The following is a 20,242-nucleotide window of genomic DNA, read 5'->3' as shown; positions in this document are numbered from 1 at the left end:
TTGGAAATGGTCGACAATCAAAACTATTGTTTTCTATTTATTTAAAGCTGCAAACCGCAGTTCTGCTTCTTCTGGAGAGATTCCATGGTCTTGAACATAGCGGTTGCGTGGATGTTTCGCACACTCTACGCTACATGCTCCTAAATGTTTTTCTTCATTTTCAATGGAAGCAAGAATCTGGCGATTGCACTCAGGATTGCTACAATTGATATATCGTTCACATGGTGTTCCGTCAAACCAGTCGCGACCGACGATTTGTTTATCTACTTGGTTGATATCGACAGCGATTCGTTCATCAAACACATACATCTTGCCGTCCCATAATTCTCCTTGGACTTCAGGATCCTTACCATAAGTAGCAATACCGCCATGCAGCTGTCCGACATCTTTGAATCCTTCACGGACAAGCCAACCAGAAAACTTCTCGCAACGAATACCACCAGTACAGTAGGTCACTACCCGTTTTTCCATAAATTCTTCTTTGTGCTCGCGAATCCAGTCTGGAAGCTCTCGAAAACTGCGTATATCTGGGCGTACGGCCCCTCGAAAATGCCCCAAGTCATATTCATAATCATTCCGTGCATCAATCACCATTGTCTGTTCGTCTAAAATAGCTTCTTTAAATTCTTGCGGTGAAAGATAAGCACCTGTCACTTGGTTTGGATCAATGTCCTCTTCTAGCTTTAAACTTACAAGCTCTGGACGGTATCTTACAAACATCTTCTTAAAGGCATGTCCTTCGCTTGGATCAATCTTGAACATCGTATCAGCAAATCGAGGATCAGCTTTCATTGCTTCCATATAGGCAGTCGTGTTTTCAACGGTTCCAGACACAGTACCATTTATTCCTTCTTCAGCTACTAGAATACGACCTTTAAGATCCAAAGATTTGCAAAAGGCTAAATGATTTTTGGCAAATTCCTCTGGTTCTTCTATTTTTGTATAATTGTAATAAAGCAGTACTTGATAATCCATGTATTTCTTCCTTCCTTCTTTTCGTTCCTAAACAGTATAAAGAAGGCGTTCGCATTTGACGATTTATTTGCTTGTGTATAATTACGCATGTGATTTTTTTGTTTACATAATATTATTATTTGAATTAAAAAAACTTCGCTTTCCTGTTTTGCACAGAAAAACAAAGTCTTTGTTTCTATTATTTACCTGTAACCGCAAAGTAATTGCCATCAGGATCAGCAAAGTTGAAGACATATTCTTCTCCAAGCTGTACCATATCACCTAATGTGACTGATTGCGTCTGCATTTTTTTATATAATCCAAAGATATCTTTGCTGTAAAACATCAAAGATGGGGCACTAGTAGCTGTACCAGGTGAATGGGACTCAACAAACGCTCGATCATATAACACGAATGAGGTTTGACTGTCCTCAATCCCTACTTCAATTACAAGCGTCCCATCCATTTCTTGACGATCTTTTTCCGCAAAGCCAATTGCTCTCCAAAACGCTGCATTTTTTTCTACATCGTCCACATACAGCATGATTTTTATTTCATTTGTAAACATCTGTTTCCTCCTAAACGATCTGTTCTAACATCCCCAACTTTGTCAGTTTACCATAGGAAAATGGGAAAATCTACGAAAGCTCTCAACAGATTCATCCTACTTAAATACGCTTCTCTTTAATAATAAATTAAGTTGGTTGTTTTTGTTATTCCGACTTTCACTTTTCGGAATAAATATTTTGTACTTATATGGAATGAATAAAAAAACATACTAAGAGAGGAGAACCTCATTTATCAATGATGTTCCCCTCTAATCTTAGTATGTTTTTAACTATGCATTCACATCGATCACTTTTGAATCATCATTGATGACATCGCGATCTAAATCTTTGATGCGTGCACTTGTCACGATACCAGCTACCATGCTACCGCTGACGTTTACTGCTGTGCGTGCCATATCGATTAATGGTTCAACAGAGATAACTAACCCAACGATTGCTACTGGCAAGTTCATTGCCCCTAAAACGATCAGTGAAGCAAATGTTGCACCACCGCCGACTCCGGCTACACCAAAAGAGCTGATTGTTACAATCGCCACAAGCATCAAAATAAATTCCAAACTAAAGACATTCACTCCAGCCGCTGGTGCGACGATCGTTGCCAACATAGCTGGATAAACACCAGCACAGCCGTTTTGTCCAATAGATAAACCAAAACTTGCTGAGAAGTTAGCTGTTGCATCGTCTACTCCTAAAGCTTTTGTCTGAGTCTCGATGTTCAATGGCAAGGCTCCGGCACTTGAACGTGAAGTAAACGCAAAGCTCAATACTGGAAAAGCTTTTTTGAAATAGTTGATTGGATTGACTTTGGCACCAATCAAAATCAGTGAGTGGACAATTAAAACAGCCAGCAATGCTACGTAAGATGCAACGACAAATTTACCTAAATTGACGATAGCTGCAAAATCACTTGTTGCCAAAACGTTTGTCATCAAAGCAAATACCCCATATGGTGTCAAACGCAGAACAAGCGTTACGATCCGCATAATGATTTTATACAGACTGTCGACTAGATCTGAAAAGAATGCTGCTTCTTTTGGCGCTTTTCTTTTCACCCCTAGATAAGCGATACCGACAAAGGCTGCAAAAATAACGACTCCAATCGTACTAGTTGCACGGCTACCTGCTAAATCAGCAAATACGTTTTTAGGGATAAAGGATAAAATCTGCTGCGGAATCGATAAGTTTTCAACCGTTTCCTGACGTGTCGCCAATTCAGAGATCCGTGCTGTTTCTGCTGCTCCTTGTGTGAATTTAGCTCCTTGAAGACCGAACAGCATCGTTGAACCGATTCCGATCAATGCTGCAATAGCTGTTGTACCAAGTAAAGAAGTCAGTACAGTTGCACTGATTTTCCCCAGCTTTTCAGAAACTTTCATTTTTGTGAATGCACCAATGATCGAAATGAACACTAGAGGCATAACTAACATTTGCAAGAATGATACATACCCTTGTCCTACGATCCCGATCCATTCTATTGATTGAGTAACGACTTTGTCTTCTACCCCAAAGATCAATTGAAGCAGACCGCCAAAGACGATACCAACTCCTAATGCTGTAAAGACGCGTGTTGAAAATTTTGTATGGCGCTTTTGCATACGATAGAACACATATAATAATGCCGCAAAAACTAGAACCACTAAAACTGTGATGAGTGTTGTCATTTTTCTCCTCCTCATATTATTAATGACAAGTCCATCGAAGGAAGTAAAGGTTCCCGAGAATGATTCTTCAACCATCCTCCTGAAAAATTTTTTTCAGTGACTTTTATATTTTAGACGATTTTTATCGAAATGACATTCTTTTTGCTTACAATTAGTAATAAAAAAACATGCCTGTGATAGATTAAAACTATCGCAGGCATGTTTTTACTGTCTATTCTTGTTTTTCTGATTGAAAATTCAATTTTACCCCAGGCTGATCCAAGGCGATCTCTGTCACCTCATAAGACATCCGGCGTACGATATCGAATAAAGGTGCTACTAGTTCGTCCACTTCTTCTTGTGTGACATCATTTTGACCTTCAATTTTCCGATTGAGGATATGATTGATCTGACTCACACTTCCAGATAAAACATATGTATCAAACACTAAACGGAACTCTAAGCGTGCTCCTACGATGCTATGTTCTTTCGGATAGTTTTCGATCGTTTCTTTCAAAGGCGAGAAGCCCACTTTCAAATCTGTTTCTACTTCTTGGTTCGGTAATCTCATATCATAATGAAATGCTTCTACTACTTCTTTTTGTCTTCTGATTTCCATATAATTTTATCACTCCTTTATAAAAATTATAACATATCTCCTTTGTAAGGGGATACTATTTTTTTACGTTACTCTGCAAGGATAGGATTTCATTCAAATTTCCTACCACATAATCTGCAGGAATCTCTCCCAGAAAATGATCGATATCGTAAAGACAAGTAACGACTCCTGCGTTTTTCCCTGCTTCAATATCTAAACGGTGATCGCCGATCATCATCGTGTCTGTTCTTTCTAAATGAAAAGTCTCAATCAAATACTTTAAAGATGCTGGATCCGGTTTACGAGGAAAATCCTGATCAATCCCTACTACTTCCTCAATCAGATGGGCTAATTGATACTCTTTCAGCAGTTCCCATGTCGATTCTGTCAAACGGTGGGTCAAGATGAAGTGACGTCCTCCATTGATTTTTAGCCTTTCAAGTACTTGTTTCGTTTCTGGAAATGGACGGGAAGCTTCCTTGCTTTTTTTCTCATACCGATGAAACCATTCATTAAACTCATTGGCGTCCAAATTTGATTCATTGATCAAATAACTGGTGGAATATTTTTTCATTTTGAAGTAGATCTCTTTTTTGTCCATATTGATACCAAAATCTTTTAGAGCTTGCTGAGCACCATCTACCATTGCGGGATACGTATCAAACAATGTCCCATCAAAGTCCCATATATAATTTCTCACGTTTTTTGTTCCATTCCTTTGCTTCTTTTTTCTATCTTTCATTATAGATAAATACGTTGATTAAAGTATTGTTTTCTCTAGAATCGTCAAATCGTCTGTTAATGTATATTGGATTGGTTGTGCGTTCGGGATATCAATTGTATCCATTTGATCCTCAGGAACATTTTCTAAATATTTTGTCAGTGCTCGGATGCTATTCCCATGACCCACAACTAGTAAATCTTTCCGATCTTTCAGTTTTGGTGCTAGTTGATCTTGCCACAAAGGAATGATCCGATTCACTGTCATTTCTAGACTTTCTCCGTACGGAATCAAATGTGGATCCAAATGATCATATCTGCGGTCAAATCGGTTTTCTGCGGTTAGCGGCGGAACTTCTGTATATCCTCTGCGCCATTTCTTTACTTGATCTTTTCCGTATATTTCTTTCATCTGATCCTTGTTTTTACCAACAAGATCCCCATAGTGCCGTTCATTCAGACGCCATGTTTTTACTATAGGAAGCCACAACTGCCCCATTTCTTCTAGTGCGACTTGACCGGTAAGAATCGCGCGTTTTAAAACAGAGGTGTAAACCGCATCGAATTGAAGACCGGCTTCATACATTTTTTGACCGGCTACTGCTGCTTGTTCTTTTCCTTTTTCTGTTAAGGCGACATCTAGCCACCCTGTCCAGTAATTTTCAAAATTTGCTTCGCTTTCGCCATGACGCAATAATACTAATTTCATTTTTTTCTCCCTTAAACATTCGTTTCGAATTTTATGCCACATGTTTTGCATGTCACGCGTATTCGTCCTTTTCCTCTAGGCGCACGCTGCTTTTGATGACAATTCGGGCACTCAAAAAAAGTATAGCTTTTTCGTTCCGTTTTAGCTTGCTTTTTGTTTCTCATCTGATGATATTTTTCTTTGACTTTATCAAAATATTCCAAATAACGTTGATTTTCATTTAGTCTAGGATAGATTTTTTTTGATAGAAAACGAAATAGCATCCATCCGAAAAAGACGATGAACAACAATTGCCCGATTCTAAATGGCAACCACCGACTTAGTAAACTAAAAAAAAGTGCGATAATCAATAGAACCCGATTCAATTGATCAAATTTTGCATATCTTCCCTGCATAAGTTTTTGATAGTTCTGCTGAAACCGTATCAGTCTTTCTAACCATGTTTGCATCCTATTATCTCCTCCATCATCTATCATTCATTATGACAAAAAAAACAAAAAAGAAAAAGCCTTAATTGGCCTTTTCCATTGCGACTTGATGAAGGACATTCCGATTTCTGGTAAAGTCGATCACAATCACTTTCTTTTTATCTTCTCTGTTGACTACACGGAATGTGTCCGTCAATGGCAAAAACAGCTTCTTAGATGGTAGCTGTTGCATACGTATAAATCGATGGATCATCGTAATCAATTGAGGGAATTGAATGGACGTATGAAGCAGATTTGGATATTTTTTCAACAGTTGAGTCGTTTTGATCAAATTCCGTTTTTTACTGATTACTTTTAAAAAGCTTTTTAGAATCTTTTGCTGACGTCTAAAAATAGAAAAAGAATTTTCATCATCTATTTGATAACGCATTTGTTTCTGTAGTTCTGCTGCAGTCAAATGAATCTTCCCATCATTCGTATCGATCATCAAACCTTCTGGGAATAGCTCAACGACTGCTCGATCCCAAGATTCGAGAGAAAGCTCGATATAATCTTTTACCGGTAATTCCAATTCTGCCTCAAAAAAGTGCAAAACAGCCGATAGTCCTTCTGCTTGATAAATTTCTCCTAATGTTAGTCCCTCTAGATGGAACTCTGGTGAAAAATGCAGCAATGTTTTATTTTCCTGCAATTGAACATATAGAAATGTAGACCGCTCAATCAGAGTATCTTTTAAAACAACTAAAAAATTCATTTTTCTCCCCCTTTTTTCATCATTTTTAAAATAGCATATTTTGAAAAGAATGTCTGATGCTTAGAGAAGAATTTCATAAAAATTTACTATTTCATAAGTATTCACGAAAAAACCTAAACAAAAAAGCGGAAATAACGTTCATCCGCCTTCTTATTTAGGTTTATTTTTTCTTCAAATGCTTGTCTATGATTCAGGATTTTCTCTATCGTTAGTTTCATCCAAAAGTTCCTGCATCCCGATAATTTCCCGATACTGATGAATCTTAGTGATACCAATTACTTTATCTACATCAATACTAAAACAAATCCCGTTACCTGGAACATCGATGTTGATGCCTTGACCAATCGCATCCATCACTTGATTCGTCAAACTATCTGGTACTAATGTCAAAACAACATCTTTTTCTGGCGAGATGTCCAAACCTAAAAATTTCCCTGAATCATGTACACCAGAACCACGACCATGCAAGATTGTACCGCCAGCTGCACCTGCTTCTTTTGAAAAGTCGATGACATCTTCACCTGTTCCTCCGTCCACGATCGTCACAATCATGTGAAGATTCAATGCTACAAGATCTTTCATTTGCTTCCCCCCAATTTTTGCAATCTTTCTTTTTCGATTCTGTCTTTTTCATCTTTTCGTTTATAAATATATCCTAGTACTAAAGTGGATAATATTGGTGTCAATGCAATCATTGCAACCACACCAAACCCATCAATGATCGGATCTCTTCCCTCAATTTGTGCAGCGATCGCCACGCTCATTGATAAAATAAATGTCGAACACATCGGACCCGTTGCTACTCCACCGTTGTCAAAAGCCATTGCTAAAAAGATCTTGTCCACTTTTCGTCCTAAAATAAATGCTAGCCCATATCCTGGGATCAAGAAATAATAAAGAGAGAATCCGACGAGCAAACGCCACATAGACAATCCTACTGCTGCGCCAATCCCAATCGAAATCACCATCAGCATGACTTTCGACCGGATCCTCCCTTCACTCAATTCTTCAACCTGTTTAACCATTACATGAATCGCCGGCTCAGCAAACCCTACTAGGAACCCCATCAAAAAGCCAAGTGGAACCAATATATAATTATAGGGCAATCCAGCGATCGTACTACCTAAATGCTGTCCTACCGGAACGTAAGCCATATTGACTCCGTGCAGGAAAAGGATCAACCCAATAGTCGTTATCAAGAAGCCTTTCATAATGTCAAAGAAACGCTTCTTGCGCATACGAAAACTAATGATATTCATCAAAACAAATAGAATCACGATAGGTGCCACTGCTAAAATAACTTCCATAGTAACGATCTCGATACCATCTATCACTTGCTGCCAGAAATTCATTGGAAGATCACCCCCAAAATCATTACGGCAAGAATTGGTCCTAATGAAGCAATACCAACCATCCCAAAGCTGTCATTTTCATTTTTCTTTTGTTTGATCATACTAGTCATCCCTCCGGCAAGGGCCAAGATAAATGGAACAGTTACTGGACCAGTAGTCACTCCCCCCGAATCAAAAGCAATCGGCATGAATTCGGAACTGGTGAAGAACGAGGCGATCAAAACGCCTATGTAGCCTATAGCCATCAATTGATAATAGGATAGCTTGAATACGACCCGAAGCAGCGCAAAGGCTAGAAATACTCCAGTGCCGACGCTGACGATCCCAATCAGCAACACTCTGCCAATCTCTCCGTCAGATATATCATATACTTGTTGTCCCAAAACTTGCACGGAAGGTTCGGCAATCGTGATCACGATCCCGATAGCAAACCCCAAACTGACCAAAACAGCCAAACTTTTCTTTTTGATCATATATTTCCCTACTAGATCTCCGACTTCCATCATGGAATAGTCTGCCCCAAACAAAAAGAGCGTCATTCCGATCATCATGATAGCCGCACCTACCAAGAATGAAGCGAGGTCTTCTCCTTCTAACGGCGCAAAAACAAACGTTAAAATGACAATCAGGACGGTCATCGGCAATATGGCAGCAATCACTTCTTTAAAATTTTTTAGCATGTATCCTCCTCCTTTACTCTTTAAGTTTACCTTAAAATGAAAGAGTTTTCGAGTATAAACTTAAAACGTTATCTTTTAATTTTTCTCAACATAAAATAACACACGTCCCAAAAGTATCTTTTTACTTGGAAAAGATGACTTTGTAGGGACGCACTTGCTGTTGTTTTTTATTTTACAGAGCCGATCATTCCTTGAACGAATTGCTTTTGCAAAACAAAAAATACGATGGCAGTTGGTAAAGTAGCAATGACTAATCCAGCCATGATCATTCCATAATCTGGCGTATAGGAAGCACCCATAGCAGATAAAACAAGCGGAACCGTCCGTTTATCAGGAGATTGCAAAGCCACTAAGGGCCATAAATAACTGTTCCAACTGCTCATGAATGTGATGATTGCTGCCGCTGCATAGGTATTTTTAGCCGTCGGCATATATACTCTAAAAAAATACTTAGTTCTTTTAGACCGTCTAATCGAGCGGCTTCTACTAGATCTTTTGGAAAGGATTTAACATTTTGTCGGAAGAAGAAGATCAAAAAAGCAGTGCTGACAGATGGTAAGATTACAACTAAGAAACTATTGATTCCCAAAATCGTTCCGTTCAATTGTGAAAACATTCGATACAAAGGAATCATCAACGCCGCAAAAGGAACCATCATCGATAGCAGTAGAATATTGAAAATCAAGTCTTTTCGCTTGCTTTGATAAATCTCAAACCCATATCCTGCCATTGAGGAAATCAGCAATGCAAACACAGTGGTCACTAAAGCGATCATTGCTGAATTCCAAAGGGAACGAGTAAAATTCAGTTCATTGGAAAACAAATTTTGAAAATTGATGATCAAGTTACTGCCAATCTTTATTTTTCCCGATGTGATATCCACGGGTGTATTCGTCATTCCCAGAATCATCCAGACAAAAGGGAAAATGGAAATAAATGATAGGATGCTTAATGCTGTATACTTTAATGCTGACCCAATTGCCGAACGAAGTCCTAAGGCTTGTTTTTTGACGTTGGGATGTTCGATCGGTTCTTTTTCTACCATGCTTTTCATCTACTCTCTCCTCCTACTTTCGTTTGGATTATCGACAATATCACAATAAAGGCAACAATAACAAAGGAAACTGCTGCCGCATATCCAAAATTAGGCGTGAATTTATAACTCAAATTATAGATGTATTGAGACAAGGTGGTCGTTGCATTTGCTGGACCCCCGCCAGTAATATTTTGTACTTCATCAAAAAGCTGCAATGTCCCGATCGTCGAAGTAATGGAAGTAAACAAAATGATCGGTTTTAAATTCGGGATCGTCACTTTGATAAACTGCTGCCATTTAGAAGCACCGTCAATAGATGCTGCTTCATAAATCTCCGAATCAATATTTTGCATGCCTGAAAGGAAAAAAATCATATTGTATCCAGTCCAACGCCAAGTGATCGAAAGAATGATCAGAACTTTCGCCCAAATTGGATGAGTCAGCCAGCCAATCGGTGTATCAATCATACCAATGCCCAACAACAAGTTGTTTACAAGGCCAGATTGAGAAAATAGACTTTTCATGATCAGAGAATAACTGACCATCGAAGTGATACACGGAAGAAAAATAACTGTTCGAAACAACCCTTTATATTTCAGCTTTTTATCATTTAAGAGGTTGGAAATAAAAAGCGCTAGAAACAGCATGATTGGTACTTGAACTAGTAAATATAGGAACGTATTGAAAAAAGCTTTTTTAAAAGTAGCATCTGTCAGCATCCGCTGATAATTACCTAATCCGTTAAATCTCATATTGACAGGGGGACCACTTTGAAAAGACGTGATCAAAGCCAAAACCATCGGAATAAAAACCATGATCGATATCAAAATGACTGGCAAGATTAAAAAAGCATGCCCGTTTTTGAATAAATCTTTCTGCTTCATTCTTTTCCCTCCAATTCTATCATCGATTATTTAATTGAAAAGACAAGAAAGACAACGTCTGTAAGGCAGCCGCCATCTTTTTTGTCTTTTCGGTTGTCTGATGAAAAAGTAAAGAAATTTGCTTTTTTATCACCAATCAATTAGCCAACTGTGCTTCTACTTGTTTTTGTGTATCTGCTAGTACCTTGTCTGTCTCTTCTCCATTGATGATTCGATGAAGAGCTTCGGCTACGACTGCTTCAATTGCATAGGTCTCATGTCCGTAATTCACTTCTGGAATTTCTGATGTCCATTTGGAAAAATCATCAAAGACCTTTTGGCCACTGTAAAATTCTGAAGCTTCTTGATAAGCTTCTTGTTCATTTGCACTAAGCATCGTAGACACCAGTCCGATTTCTTTCGCAAGAGTGCCCATCAGTTCTTCATTCGATGCAAACGTTGCTTCGAGGAAATCTTTCGCTGATTCTTCTCCAGCTACTCCTTTGAGCACATACCAGCCAGCGCCGCCAAGGTTAGAAGCTTGCGCTTTTTGTAAACTTTCTGGCAGTGCAGGTATTGGCGCAATCTTCCATTTTCCAGATTGGTCTTCTGCTCCTTGGATCGTTGAAGAATACCAAGCGCCAGTTGGGCTAGAAGCTACTGCTCCTGATTGTATCGCAGTTACTCCAGCATTCCAGTCAGAGGTTTGTTCGACTAGGTCTTCTTTCAAAAGAGTGGCAAATAATTCAAGACCATACTTTAAAGATGCATTGTCTTGGATCGTGACCGTCTCCCCGTCTTTGGACGTATACCATTCTCCCGCTTGTTGCATCATCATTCTTACTCGACCAAGATCAGAAGGATTGACTTCAGCGATTTTCTTTCCCGTCTTTTCTTTGACATCTCGCGCCACTTGAATATACTCGTCCCACCTCAGATTCTCCATGTCCTCTTCTGTATATCCTGCTTCAGCCATCAGATCCGTACGATAGAAGTTTGCTGTTACGCCCGAATCGAAAGGAACACCGTATATTTTTTCTCCTACTTTGTTTACCGCAAATTTATACGGTGCAAAATGATCTTCCTTTACAATAGCAGACAAATCAGCGAATGCATCTGGATAAGAAGTCAAATAGCCTTGTATCCTATAATCTTCAATCAAGACGATATTGGGCAATCCTTCTGTATTCCCGCTTGCTAAAGCGGTGTTCAGTTTCTGAACGATATCATCCTGAGACATCGTAACAACTTCTATCTCTGTTTCTTCGTTCTCATAAATTTTTTTTGCTTCATTCACTGCTTTGATATTGAATGTCTCATCCCACGCCCAAACAGTGACTTTTTCTTCGTTGTCTGCTGTGCTACTAGCACTTCCGCATCCTGTTAAGAAACCTGATGCTGCCGCTAAACAAACGACTCCAGCAATTAACTTTCTGATGTTCATTTTTATCCGCTCCTTTTCCATCCTTAGTTGTTTACGTTTGCTACATTCATCATACCAAAATTCGAAAACGGTTTCTTTATTATTCAGATACTTCAAAAATTTCTCCTAAAATAATAAAAAAATACAAATCAACTATGACAAAAGGAATAATCTTAGCATCTAGACCAAAGATCGAAAGGGTGGAGGTTTCTTTAAAATAAAAATATCCTTGCATTTTCTCCTAGAAATAAGTATTTTTAAATTACAAGACTATTCTTAAGGCGGGTAAAAAAATGCCAATACGCGTAATTCTTATCGATGATGAACAGACGATTTTAGACGGAATGAAACAGTTGATCAATTGGTCTGAGCACGGGTTTCAATTAATAGGAACTTTTTCCAGCCCGTTGAAAGCGCTTGACTTTTCTTTGGCACATGCAATCGATATCGTGGTCACAGATGTAATGATGCCTGAACTAAATGGGATCGAATTATCGCGGCTATTAAAACAGCAACAACCTGAAACACAGATTCTTATCCTCTCTAGCTATGATGAATTTGATATGGTTAAAGATTCTTTCAAATATGGCGTCGCTGATTATCTTTTAAAGCCTCGATTGAGTCCTGATTTTTTTCTAAATTCCTTAATTGCCGTTTCACAAAAAATCAAAAAAAAGCCCAACAAAAGCCCAATCACCGATCGTTATGAGCAGATCTGCGAGAATCTTTCACAGCAGATTGCTGGACAAACTCGTCCATTGCTTGACCCTCTTCTTTTTGAACACACCTTGTTTTTTCTGGTATATACCGAAAATCGGCCATTCAGTTCAAAACAAGGCTCTAAACAAAAACAGTCGATCATCCATTCGTTGATGGATAGCGACGATTCATTTACTATTTATCCCTTTTCTACCTTTTCGGAAGAATCCGGCTATGTGATCAATACTGATTCCAAAGATACACTTAGGAAGTTTGTTCAAAAGTTTCGTCAAGAAATTTTTCCAGGTGATTTTTTTGTTGTTTCTGACTCTTTTGCAATCCAAGATATCAATGAAATATTCCAAGAAATCAGAAATTGTACCAAAGGACAACGTTTCTATCATAAGGGAAAGAACCTTGCTTATCAGCATGAACTTCTTCCGTTATCAACCAACCACGAGCAGCAAGCAAGTAGCTATTTAACAAAAATCGTTCATAAAGACTACGCTTTAGCTGTCAAAGAACTTGAGGGTTTCTTCACGACAATATTGGAACAGCCTATTGATCCAGCTTATTTGAAACATGAGGCAATCAATCGTTTCTATGCATTACTCAACGCTTTGGCTGACGAATATGTTGGGAATGAAGAACTTTCTTTGCTCAAGATCGCCCTTCCTTCTTTATTAGCCGATGCTGAGTACTTGGAAGATTTTTCTATTCTTGTCAAAGAAACACTTGAGAAACTCACCCACTTTTCTGCAAATGCAATAAAAGACAATTTCGATATCTTGACTTTGATCTACGAGTTCGTCCAGGAAAATTATGAGAAAGAAATCAATTTACAACTTCTATCCGAAAAATATCATTTTTCATATAGCTATCTTTCAGCTATCTTTACTGAAAAATTTGGCATCAACTTTTCAAAATATCTAAAAAAAGTCCGTATTAGTAAAGCCAAGCTCTTTTTAACGGAAACACGGCTTACTTTGACGGAAATCTGTGAGAAAGTCGGCTATACCGAACTGGGTTATTTCTCCAGAGTTTTTAAAGAAGAGACAGGAATGACACCTTCTCAATACCGTAAAGGAACTTTTGTAAAATGAGAAAAAAAATCAAAGAGCATGAACTCTTTACCAAACTTCTGTTCATTTTGTTCATCGGTCTTTTTCTGCAGGCCATCGTCATCTCTTTGTTTATTTATCATCGATCAAGGGATGCCTATATCCAGCTGTTCAATCAATCGAATGATGTGGTACTAAAAAAGATCCAATCTGAATTTGAAGGCTTGAATGATGCAATCGAGAATACATTAGCCGCTTTTGATTCCAACCCAGCTGTCGAAAGCTATTTTTCCAATGGTCCAGTCCAACATATGGAACAGCTTCAGCAGCTAAGAACGATCCAAAAAATGAATGACTCTCTTTCAAAAATCCATCCAATGATCGATTACGATGTGTTGATCTTTGGAGAAAACGGAAGAACTTTTGTCGGAAACGACATGCTCACTGCCGTATCTGCCGATTCTTTTTTTCAATCTGCGATTGCCCAGAGAGTGAATGAACGTGCTGCTGATACACAAATGCTTTTTGCACAATACGGATTGACTCTTCGCGATAAGAAAGCACCCAGCGTCTTCTTTGTCAAAAAACTGAAAAACACATTGAATCACATTTACGGATATGCTGTTTTATCGATCTCATCTCAGCAACTAGCGAATCTTTTTCAATCTGTAGTAAATCCTGAGATATCGAAGATCTCCTTCATGAACGAAGAACAGACGATCATCGCATCAAATGAAGAAAATAGAATTGGGAGCCGATCAATGATTTTCAAAAAACTAACAGTAGGTGAAACAACGATTTCAAATGGACAGCAGTTGACCCGTCTTCCCCTGTACCGCCAGGATTGTACATTACTCAGTCAAGTCGATCTTCATTCTTTGTCTAACCAAATGGGCGTGATTTTCCCCATTATTTTGTATAATATCGTGACACTTGCTTTTGCTGGCTCATTGGCATTTATGTATTTGGATCGACACACAAAATCGATCTACCGCTTGATTGATTCGCTAAACTGGCTAGAGGAAGATGGCTTAAAAGCTACTGTTCCTGTACAAGGAAGCCATGAAGTCCAATTGCTAGGGAATACGATCAATCAATTGCTAAGTAATGCGCAGCATCATTATGAACAGACCATCCAAGACGAAAAGAAGAAACGTTCGCTTGAAATCCAAACTATGCAAGCACAGATACAGCCCCATTTCATTTATAATACGCTGACTAGCTTGAAATTTTTGATTTGGCAGAAAAAAACAGATGAAGCAGTTCAGGGAATCGACAGTTTCATTACTTTACTAAGAAGTACGATTGGAAAAAAAGAAGAAGTGATTCCAGTCAAGGAAGAAATCAAAAGCGTACAAAGTTACATTGATCTTTTGAGTATGCGATATGGCGAAAGAATCTCGGCTAAAATAATGATTCCTGATGAACTGCAGACATTATCTATGCCGAATATGATCCTTCAACCAATTATCGAAAACGCCTATCTTCATGCTTTTCACAATAAAACGCAAGGATTCATCACGGTGTACGGCAAAACAAAAAATCAGCTTCTTTTATTCGAAGTGATTGATAACGGCGATGGCTTCGATACTGAAAATACCAAACAAAAAAATGATCATTTCTCAGGAATCGGCATCAGTCATGTAGATGAGCGGATACGCCTAATGTATGGAGATGCATATGGCATAACGATCCAATCAGTGATTGGGACAGGAACGACTGTAACGATTTGTCTCCCGCTTCTTTCTAAAAATCAATCAGAATATTAAAAATAAAGAATAGCCAAGCGCTGATTGATTTATTTTAAGTTAAATAAATCAATCAGTATTCTTGACTTTCATCTACGCGTCTATTCTACTGTCAATACTGGATAACAGCCCAATATTTGACTTTTTCCTCCGAGCATCTTGATTTCTTGGAGCGCATTCTCTACTAATGCCATTGGGCGGTCCAATAACAAATCGATTACGAAAAAATATTCTCCCAAGCTAGTTTTCAATGGTCGAGATTCAATCTTACTTAAGTTGATCTCCCGCCAGCCAAAAGCTGCCAGCATTTTATGAAGCATCCCTGGCCGATTAGCAGGCAGTGTCAAGATGACACTCATCTTTACTGGAGCTGGCTGCTGGCTGGTCATCTTTCGGTCACCGACGATCCAAAAACGTGTCTGGTCCAACTCATTATCTTGGATATTCTCAGCTAAGATCTCCAATCCAACGTGCTGTGCTGTTTCTAATGAAGCAATCGCTGCTGCGTCTTCTTTCGGATGTTCTGCTACATACATTGCTGCAGCAGTTGTTGATTCTGTTGCTACTAAAGGAACATTAGGATAATGCGTTTCTAAAAACTGTTGTGATTGTGCTAGTGCTTGGGGATGAGAAAGGATTTTTGTAATCTTTGTTGCTGCATTGCCTAAAAGCTGCTGCTTGATAGGAAGAACGATTTCACTTTTAACTTCGACTTCTGGATGTTTGGAAAGAAGATCGATTGTGTGATGAACAGATCCTTCCAATGAATTCTCTACAGGAACGACAGCCAGATCGACCTGTTTGCGAAACAAAGCGCGCAAACAAGCAGGAATCGAAGCATACGCAGTCAATTGTTCTGTAGGAAATAGCTGGCAAGCCGCCTGATAAGTGAACGAACTTTCTGGCCCTAGATAGCTGACATTCATATGCTTTTGATCCTCTCTATAATGGTATCGATGATCTTTTCTGGTGTTTCATTGGTCGTGTTGATTCGAAGTGTCGCGCTCTCTTCATACCAGGAAAGTCGTTGTGCCAATAAGGCTTTTATTTCTTCTCTTGTTTTTCCAAGAGCTAACGGTCGAATAGACGTTTTATCTTGTTGGATACGATCGATTAGACAATCTGCTTCTGCCTCTAAGTAAAGAACAATTGGCTGTGTTTGTAAAAATTGCCGATTGGCAGCACATTGGACGATTCCTCCACCAGTCGCGATAATTTTATCTTCATTTGACAGCTTTCTTAAAACCTTTGACTCCACTTTTCGAAAGCTGTTTTCACCGTAATAGTGAAAATATTCGGCAATCGACAATTGGATATGTTCCTCAATCTTTGTATCTAAATCTACATACTCTTTTTGTAAACGTTGAGCTAACCCTTTACCGATCGTTGTTTTTCCAGCGCCCATGAAACCAATCAGCAAAATGCTAGCCATGAGCTTCTCCTCCTGACACAAGTTCTGCTAAATCATCGAAAAATGCCGGATAAGAGATTGAAACGGCTTCGGCTCCTTCTAGTTCGCAAGGTCCATCAGCTATCAAAGCAGCTACTTGCAGCATCATCCCGATTCGATGATCGCCTCTGCTAGAAACTTTTGCGCCATGCAGAGGTGTTGGTCCATGGATGATCAAACCATCTGCTGTTGCTTTTATCTTTGCTCCCATTTTTTGCAATTCTTCTGCCACCGCATCAATTCTGTTGGTTTCTTTTACTTTTAATTCTTCTGCGTCTTTAATGATCGTGATTCCTTCTGCTTGAGTAGCCACTAAAGCTAGAATTGGCAGTTCATCAATCAGACGCGGAATGATTTCTCCATCAATCGTCGCTTTCTTCAAATGACTCGTCTTGACACTTAAATCAGCCGATTGGTTCTGTTTATTGTGATTCGTCTGGGTAATCGCTGCGCCCATCTCCTCCAACACATCTAAGATACCTGTCCTTGTTGGATTGACCCCGACATTTTTTAACAACAGCTGGCTTTCCGGAACAAGAAGTCCTGCTGCTAGAAAGAAAGCAGCTGATGAAATATCACCTGGAACAGTGATCTGCTGACCGGTTAATTTTTGCGGTCCTGTCACCATGATTGTTTTATCTTCCACTGTGATCCTTCCACCAAATTGACGAATCATTTCTTCCGTATGGTTACGGGAACGTTCTTTCTCAACGATTACGGATGTACCTTCTGCTTGTAGTGCCGCAAACAGCAAAGCAGATTTGACCTGTGCACTAGCTACAGGCATATTGTATCGGATAGGTGATAAAGAGTGGGTTCCTGTCACAGTGATTGGTAAACACTGGTCATTTTCATTTCCTTGCAAGTCAGCACCCATCTCGCGTAAAGGCTCCATTACTCGCCCCATTGGACGTTTAGACAATGAAGCGTCACCGAACAGAGTCGTTGTAAAAGGCTGACCAGCCAAAATACCCATCAATAAACGACTCGTCGTACCGGAGTTTCCCATGTCGATGGGTTCAGTTGGTGGGACAAAGGAGTGGCTACCGCGACCATGAATCTTGATCACCTCTTCCTCTTCTTCGATTTCGACGCCTAATTGTTGGAAGGCATGTAAAGTACTCAGACAATCTTCTGCGCGCAAAAAATTTTGTATAGTCGTCGTTCCCTCAGCAATTGCTCCAAACATGATGCTGCGATGAGAAATCGATTTATCTGCTGGTATCCTAACAGTCCCTCTTAATCCATGTATTTGTTGTAATAATCGCATTTATCCAGCCTCCTATTTGATCCAGCAATGATAACTGGTATTAGACAAAATGGTTCTTTTTGCTTGTAACAAATCCTGTTGATTTTTGAAACTGATTTGCAGTATCCCTAAAATATCTTCTCGCGTCTCTTGGATCTTCAAATTAATCAAAGAAACTCCCGCTTTTCCGATCAGTCCAGTTACTTCTGCAATAACGCCAGGCTCATCTGGCACATCGATAAATAAATCAAAAAAGGCAGGGATCGCGCCTTGCTTATGGATAGGCAACTGGTCTCGACTTTCTTTTGCCCGATTGAAAAAAGAAAAGATTTCCGATTGGTTCTCAGTCATGATCCATTCTGCTATTTGTGTCATTTCTTGCTGCCAATCTGCCAATCGTTCCAATAATATCTGCTTATTGCTCAACAAAATATCTGTCCACATGACAGGATCCGAGGAAGCGATCCTAGTGATATCTCGAAAGCCTCCTGCTGCTAGTTGTTTGGCTCGCGGATATTCTTGATTGAATTGTTCTGCCTGATTGACTAAACCAGCTGCCAGAATATGTGGAAAATGACTTAGCATTCCTGTTATACGGTCATGTTCTCCTGCTGTAAGAGTCACATATTTTGCTTTGGTTCCGCAAAATAGTTCTTGCAGTTTTTCAACATCTTTTTTCGTCTTTTCCAAAGGTGTAAAGATGTAATAGGCATTTTCAAATAGTTTAGCATCTGCTGCCTGTATACCTGATTTGTGAGAACCAGCCATTGGATGTCCACCGACAAACCGAAGATTTTTCTGCTCAGCGGATGTCACGACTTGCTGCTTCGTACTGCTGACATCCGTAATGATGACGTGATCAGACAAGTTGATTCTTTCAAGGACATCAAGATAAGCTAAGGTTGTACGGACGGGAACGGCTAATAAGATAACGTCTGCTTTTTCTGCACCTGTTTCAAAATCATTTGCAACGTAATCAACGATCTGCTGTTCTACTGCTTGCTCACGGGTTTTTGACTGACTATCCCAACCAACTACTATCAGTTCTGGATTGGTCTGACGAATACAAAGTGCCATAGAAGCACCAATCAGTCCAAGCCCCACGATAAAAACATGTTGTGCCATCTTATTTGCCCCCTTTTTAGTAATGTTTCAAGTAGTCACGGTACTCCTTCACTGCAGCTTTCAACTCAACAAGCGAATCACTTGGGAATTTTGACAATAGCTCTGTCGCTACCACAGTGGCTACAACATTTTCCGCAACGACACTAGCTGCAGGAACTGCTGTACTATCCGAACGTTCTACACTTGCTTTGTAAGGTTCTTTTGTATCGATATCAACACTTTGAAGCGGCTTGTACAATGTAGGGATGGGTTTCATGACCCCGCGGATAATAAGTGGTTCGCCATTGGTCATTCCGCCTTCGAAGCCGCCTAGATTATTGCTACGTCGGAAGTAGCCTCGTTCTTCTTCCCATAAGATCTCATCCATCACTTCTGATCCTGGTAATGATCCAGCAGTGAACCCGACCCCAAATTCTACTCCTTTAAAGGCATTGATACTAACCACAGATTGCGCGATTTTGGCATCTAGCTTCGTGTCCCATTGTACATAGCTTCCTAATCCAGCTGGAACGCCTCCAACGAGCACTTCTACAATTCCTCCGATCGTGTCTCCATTTTTCTTTGTCTGATCGATCAGTTCTTTTATTCTTTGCTCGACTGCTGAATCAACAACCCGTACTTCAGATGCTTCAGAAATTTCTTTGATTTCTTGAATGGAGATATTTCCAGGTATTTCTGCTTGGATTCCACCAAGACAAATCACGTGTCCGGCTACGATGATGTCAAGTTCTTCCAGAATTTTCTTGGCAATTGCGCCGATTGCTACACGCATGGTCGTCTCTCTTGCAGAGGACCGTTCAAGCACATTCCGAAGATCTCGATGATGGTATTTCATACCGCCTACCAAATCCGCGTGTCCTGGACGCGGACGTGCAACTCGCCGCAGTGATCGGTCTTTTTCAGGTACTTCTGCTACAGACATGACAGTTGTCCAATTTTTCCAATCTTTATTTTCTACCACTAAAGTGACAGGTGAACCAATTGTTTTGCCGTGACGGATGCCAGACGTGATCCGAACACGGTCTTTTTCGATCTTCATCCTTCCTCCTCTGCCGTAACCAGTTTGTCTGCGAGCGAGTTCGTAATTGATTTCTTCTTCTGATAGAGGTAACCCTGCTGGTAGTCCTTCAATAATCGCTGTTAATTCTGGTCCATGGGATTCTCCCGCAGTCATATAACGCATC

The 20,242-nt window shown here is 39.6% G+C and carries 20 protein-coding genes and 2 pseudogenes; 3 read left to right on the top strand and 19 right to left on the bottom strand.

The features are described 5' to 3' along the window. Window positions 1-33: 33 nt before the first annotated feature. From AB3I27_RS00970 to AB3I27_RS00905, 14 genes and pseudogenes are all read right to left on the bottom strand, one after another. A complete protein-coding gene (locus AB3I27_RS00970) occupies window positions 34-975 on the bottom strand; it encodes a rhodanese-related sulfurtransferase (protein ID WP_368022882.1) in 942 nt (313 codons plus the stop codon). 178 nt (window positions 976-1,153) lie between these two features. Further along, window positions 1,154-1,522: a VOC family protein gene (locus AB3I27_RS00965; protein WP_002291991.1), complete on the bottom strand. Its 369-nt coding sequence runs from the start codon at window positions 1,520-1,522 to the stop codon at window positions 1,154-1,156. Between the two features lie 270 nt (window positions 1,523-1,792). Continuing rightward, window positions 1,793-3,184: an L-cystine transporter gene (locus AB3I27_RS00960; protein WP_002291993.1), complete on the bottom strand. Its 1,392-nt coding sequence runs from the start codon at window positions 3,182-3,184 to the stop codon at window positions 1,793-1,795. A gap of 211 nt (window positions 3,185-3,395) precedes the next feature. After that, window positions 3,396-3,782 (bottom strand): DUF1149 family protein, encoded by a 387-nt coding sequence (locus AB3I27_RS00955; protein WP_002291995.1) that lies wholly within the window; start codon window positions 3,780-3,782, stop codon window positions 3,396-3,398. Window positions 3,783-3,837: 55 nt separating this feature from the next. Beyond that, window positions 3,838-4,461: an HAD-IA family hydrolase gene (locus AB3I27_RS00950; RefSeq protein WP_222897081.1), complete on the bottom strand. Its 624-nt coding sequence runs from the start codon at window positions 4,459-4,461 to the stop codon at window positions 3,838-3,840. 60 nt (window positions 4,462-4,521) lie between these two features. Beyond that, window positions 4,522-5,190, bottom strand: a complete 669-nt coding sequence (locus AB3I27_RS00945; RefSeq protein ID WP_002309053.1) for a 2,3-diphosphoglycerate-dependent phosphoglycerate mutase — start codon at window positions 5,188-5,190, stop codon at window positions 4,522-4,524. Between the two features lie 11 nt (window positions 5,191-5,201). Continuing rightward, complete coding sequence (locus AB3I27_RS00940) at window positions 5,202-5,639, bottom strand: hypothetical protein (protein WP_002292001.1); 438 nt, start codon at window positions 5,637-5,639, stop codon at window positions 5,202-5,204. A 61-nt stretch (window positions 5,640-5,700) separates the two neighbouring features. After that, window positions 5,701-6,372, bottom strand: coding sequence for a hypothetical protein (locus AB3I27_RS00935; RefSeq protein ID WP_002292003.1), 672 nt, complete (start codon window positions 6,370-6,372; stop codon window positions 5,701-5,703). A 183-nt stretch (window positions 6,373-6,555) separates the two neighbouring features. Continuing rightward, complete coding sequence (locus AB3I27_RS00930) at window positions 6,556-6,954, bottom strand: P-II family nitrogen regulator (protein WP_002292005.1); 399 nt, start codon at window positions 6,952-6,954, stop codon at window positions 6,556-6,558. Next, window positions 6,951-7,724, bottom strand: coding sequence for a DUF1538 domain-containing protein (locus tag AB3I27_RS00925; RefSeq protein WP_002306549.1), 774 nt, complete (start codon window positions 7,722-7,724; stop codon window positions 6,951-6,953). Before AB3I27_RS00925 ends, AB3I27_RS00930 begins: the two co-directional genes overlap by 4 nt. Next, entirely contained in the window at window positions 7,721-8,404 is a 684-nt protein-coding gene (locus AB3I27_RS00920; protein WP_002292009.1) for a DUF1538 domain-containing protein, read from the bottom strand. Before AB3I27_RS00920 ends, AB3I27_RS00925 begins: the two co-directional genes overlap by 4 nt. 167 nt (window positions 8,405-8,571) lie before the next feature. Beyond that, a pseudogene (locus AB3I27_RS00915) lies at window positions 8,572-9,134 on the bottom strand (carbohydrate ABC transporter permease). Window positions 9,135-9,454: 320 nt separating this feature from the next. Further along, on the bottom strand, window positions 9,455-10,324 hold the full coding sequence (locus AB3I27_RS00910) for a carbohydrate ABC transporter permease (protein ID WP_104771513.1): 870 nt from the start codon (window positions 10,322-10,324) through the stop codon (window positions 9,455-9,457). 136 nt (window positions 10,325-10,460) lie between these two features. Further along, window positions 10,461-11,747 (bottom strand): ABC transporter substrate-binding protein, encoded by a 1,287-nt coding sequence (locus AB3I27_RS00905; protein ID WP_002306538.1) that lies wholly within the window; start codon window positions 11,745-11,747, stop codon window positions 10,461-10,463. Window positions 11,748-12,019: 272 nt separating this feature from the next. On the opposite strand from AB3I27_RS00905, the pseudogene AB3I27_RS00900 reads away from it, so the two are divergent. The 3 genes and pseudogenes from AB3I27_RS00900 to AB3I27_RS00890 all read left to right on the top strand — a co-directional run. Then, window positions 12,020-12,280, top strand: a pseudogene (locus tag AB3I27_RS00900) (response regulator); the annotation flags it as partial. A 318-nt stretch (window positions 12,281-12,598) separates the two neighbouring features. Then, window positions 12,599-13,528 carry an AraC family transcriptional regulator gene (locus AB3I27_RS00895; protein ID WP_025476918.1) on the top strand — a complete coding sequence of 310 codons (930 nt, stop codon included), beginning with the start codon at window positions 12,599-12,601 and terminating at the stop codon, window positions 13,526-13,528. Next, window positions 13,525-15,255, top strand: coding sequence for a sensor histidine kinase (locus AB3I27_RS00890; RefSeq protein ID WP_065763788.1), 1,731 nt, complete (start codon window positions 13,525-13,527; stop codon window positions 15,253-15,255). The genes AB3I27_RS00895 and AB3I27_RS00890 overlap by 4 nt, the downstream gene beginning before the upstream one ends. A gap of 80 nt (window positions 15,256-15,335) precedes the next feature. Here AB3I27_RS00890 and pheA read toward each other — a convergent pair whose 3' ends face one another. The 5 genes from pheA to aroC are packed head-to-tail and all read right to left on the bottom strand — an operon-like array spanning window position 15,336 to window position 20,241. Then, window positions 15,336-16,160: a prephenate dehydratase gene (gene pheA, locus AB3I27_RS00885; protein ID WP_222897079.1), complete on the bottom strand. Its 825-nt coding sequence runs from the start codon at window positions 16,158-16,160 to the stop codon at window positions 15,336-15,338. Continuing rightward, window positions 16,157-16,666 (bottom strand): shikimate kinase, encoded by a 510-nt coding sequence (locus tag AB3I27_RS00880; protein ID WP_002292022.1) that lies wholly within the window; start codon window positions 16,664-16,666, stop codon window positions 16,157-16,159. The genes pheA and AB3I27_RS00880 overlap by 4 nt, the downstream gene beginning before the upstream one ends. Next, entirely contained in the window at window positions 16,659-17,954 is a 1,296-nt protein-coding gene (gene aroA, locus AB3I27_RS00875; protein ID WP_002309041.1) for a 3-phosphoshikimate 1-carboxyvinyltransferase, read from the bottom strand. The genes AB3I27_RS00880 and aroA overlap by 8 nt, the downstream gene beginning before the upstream one ends. A gap of 12 nt (window positions 17,955-17,966) precedes the next feature. Further along, complete coding sequence (locus AB3I27_RS00870; RefSeq protein WP_002309040.1) at window positions 17,967-19,058, bottom strand: prephenate dehydrogenase; 1,092 nt, start codon at window positions 19,056-19,058, stop codon at window positions 17,967-17,969. A 16-nt stretch (window positions 19,059-19,074) separates the two neighbouring features. Further along, a complete protein-coding gene (gene aroC / locus AB3I27_RS00865; RefSeq protein ID WP_002313695.1) occupies window positions 19,075-20,241 on the bottom strand; it encodes a chorismate synthase in 1,167 nt (388 codons plus the stop codon). Between the last annotated feature and the right edge of the window lies 1 nt (window position 20,242).

The sequence above is a fragment of the Enterococcus sp. C46 genome (assembly GCF_040887565.1).
In the GTDB taxonomy this organism is placed as follows: Bacteria; Bacillota; Bacilli; order Lactobacillales; family Enterococcaceae; genus Enterococcus_B; species Enterococcus_B lactis.
Note: the sequence above shows the minus strand (reverse complement) of the source record. Positions and strands in the feature narration are given on the sequence as shown.

Coding starts and splice junctions, on each gene's coding strand:
- AB3I27_RS00970 (WP_368022882.1), bottom strand. CDS start 975: ATGGATTATCAAGTACTGCTTTATTACAATTATACAAAAATAGAAGAA.
- AB3I27_RS00965 (WP_002291991.1), bottom strand. CDS start 1,522: ATGTTTACAAATGAAATAAAAATCATGCTGTATGTGGACGATGTAGAA.
- AB3I27_RS00960 (WP_002291993.1), bottom strand. CDS start 3,184: ATGACAACACTCATCACAGTTTTAGTGGTTCTAGTTTTTGCGGCATTA.
- AB3I27_RS00955 (WP_002291995.1), bottom strand. CDS start 3,782: ATGGAAATCAGAAGACAAAAAGAAGTAGTAGAAGCATTTCATTATGAT.
- AB3I27_RS00945 (WP_002309053.1), bottom strand. CDS start 5,190: ATGAAATTAGTATTATTGCGTCATGGCGAAAGCGAAGCAAATTTTGAA.
- AB3I27_RS00940 (WP_002292001.1), bottom strand. CDS start 5,639: ATGCAAACATGGTTAGAAAGACTGATACGGTTTCAGCAGAACTATCAA.
- AB3I27_RS00935 (WP_002292003.1), bottom strand. CDS start 6,372: ATGAATTTTTTAGTTGTTTTAAAAGATACTCTGATTGAGCGGTCTACA.
- AB3I27_RS00930 (WP_002292005.1), bottom strand. CDS start 6,954: ATGAAAGATCTTGTAGCATTGAATCTTCACATGATTGTGACGATCGTG.
- AB3I27_RS00925 (WP_002306549.1), bottom strand. CDS start 7,724: ATGAATTTCTGGCAGCAAGTGATAGATGGTATCGAGATCGTTACTATG.
- AB3I27_RS00920 (WP_002292009.1), bottom strand. CDS start 8,404: ATGCTAAAAAATTTTAAAGAAGTGATTGCTGCCATATTGCCGATGACC.
- AB3I27_RS00910 (WP_104771513.1), bottom strand. CDS start 10,324: ATGAAGCAGAAAGATTTATTCAAAAACGGGCATGCTTTTTTAATCTTG.
- AB3I27_RS00905 (WP_002306538.1), bottom strand. CDS start 11,747: ATGAACATCAGAAAGTTAATTGCTGGAGTCGTTTGTTTAGCGGCAGCA.
- AB3I27_RS00895 (WP_025476918.1), top strand. CDS start 12,599: ATGGATAGCGACGATTCATTTACTATTTATCCCTTTTCTACCTTTTCG.
- AB3I27_RS00890 (WP_065763788.1), top strand. CDS start 13,525: ATGAGAAAAAAAATCAAAGAGCATGAACTCTTTACCAAACTTCTGTTC.
- pheA (WP_222897079.1), bottom strand. CDS start 16,160: ATGAATGTCAGCTATCTAGGGCCAGAAAGTTCGTTCACTTATCAGGCG.
- AB3I27_RS00880 (WP_002292022.1), bottom strand. CDS start 16,666: ATGGCTAGCATTTTGCTGATTGGTTTCATGGGCGCTGGAAAAACAACG.
- aroA (WP_002309041.1), bottom strand. CDS start 17,954: ATGCGATTATTACAACAAATACATGGATTAAGAGGGACTGTTAGGATA.
- AB3I27_RS00870 (WP_002309040.1), bottom strand. CDS start 19,058: ATGGCACAACATGTTTTTATCGTGGGGCTTGGACTGATTGGTGCTTCT.
- aroC (WP_002313695.1), bottom strand. CDS start 20,241: ATGCGTTATATGACTGCGGGAGAATCCCATGGACCAGAATTAACAGCG.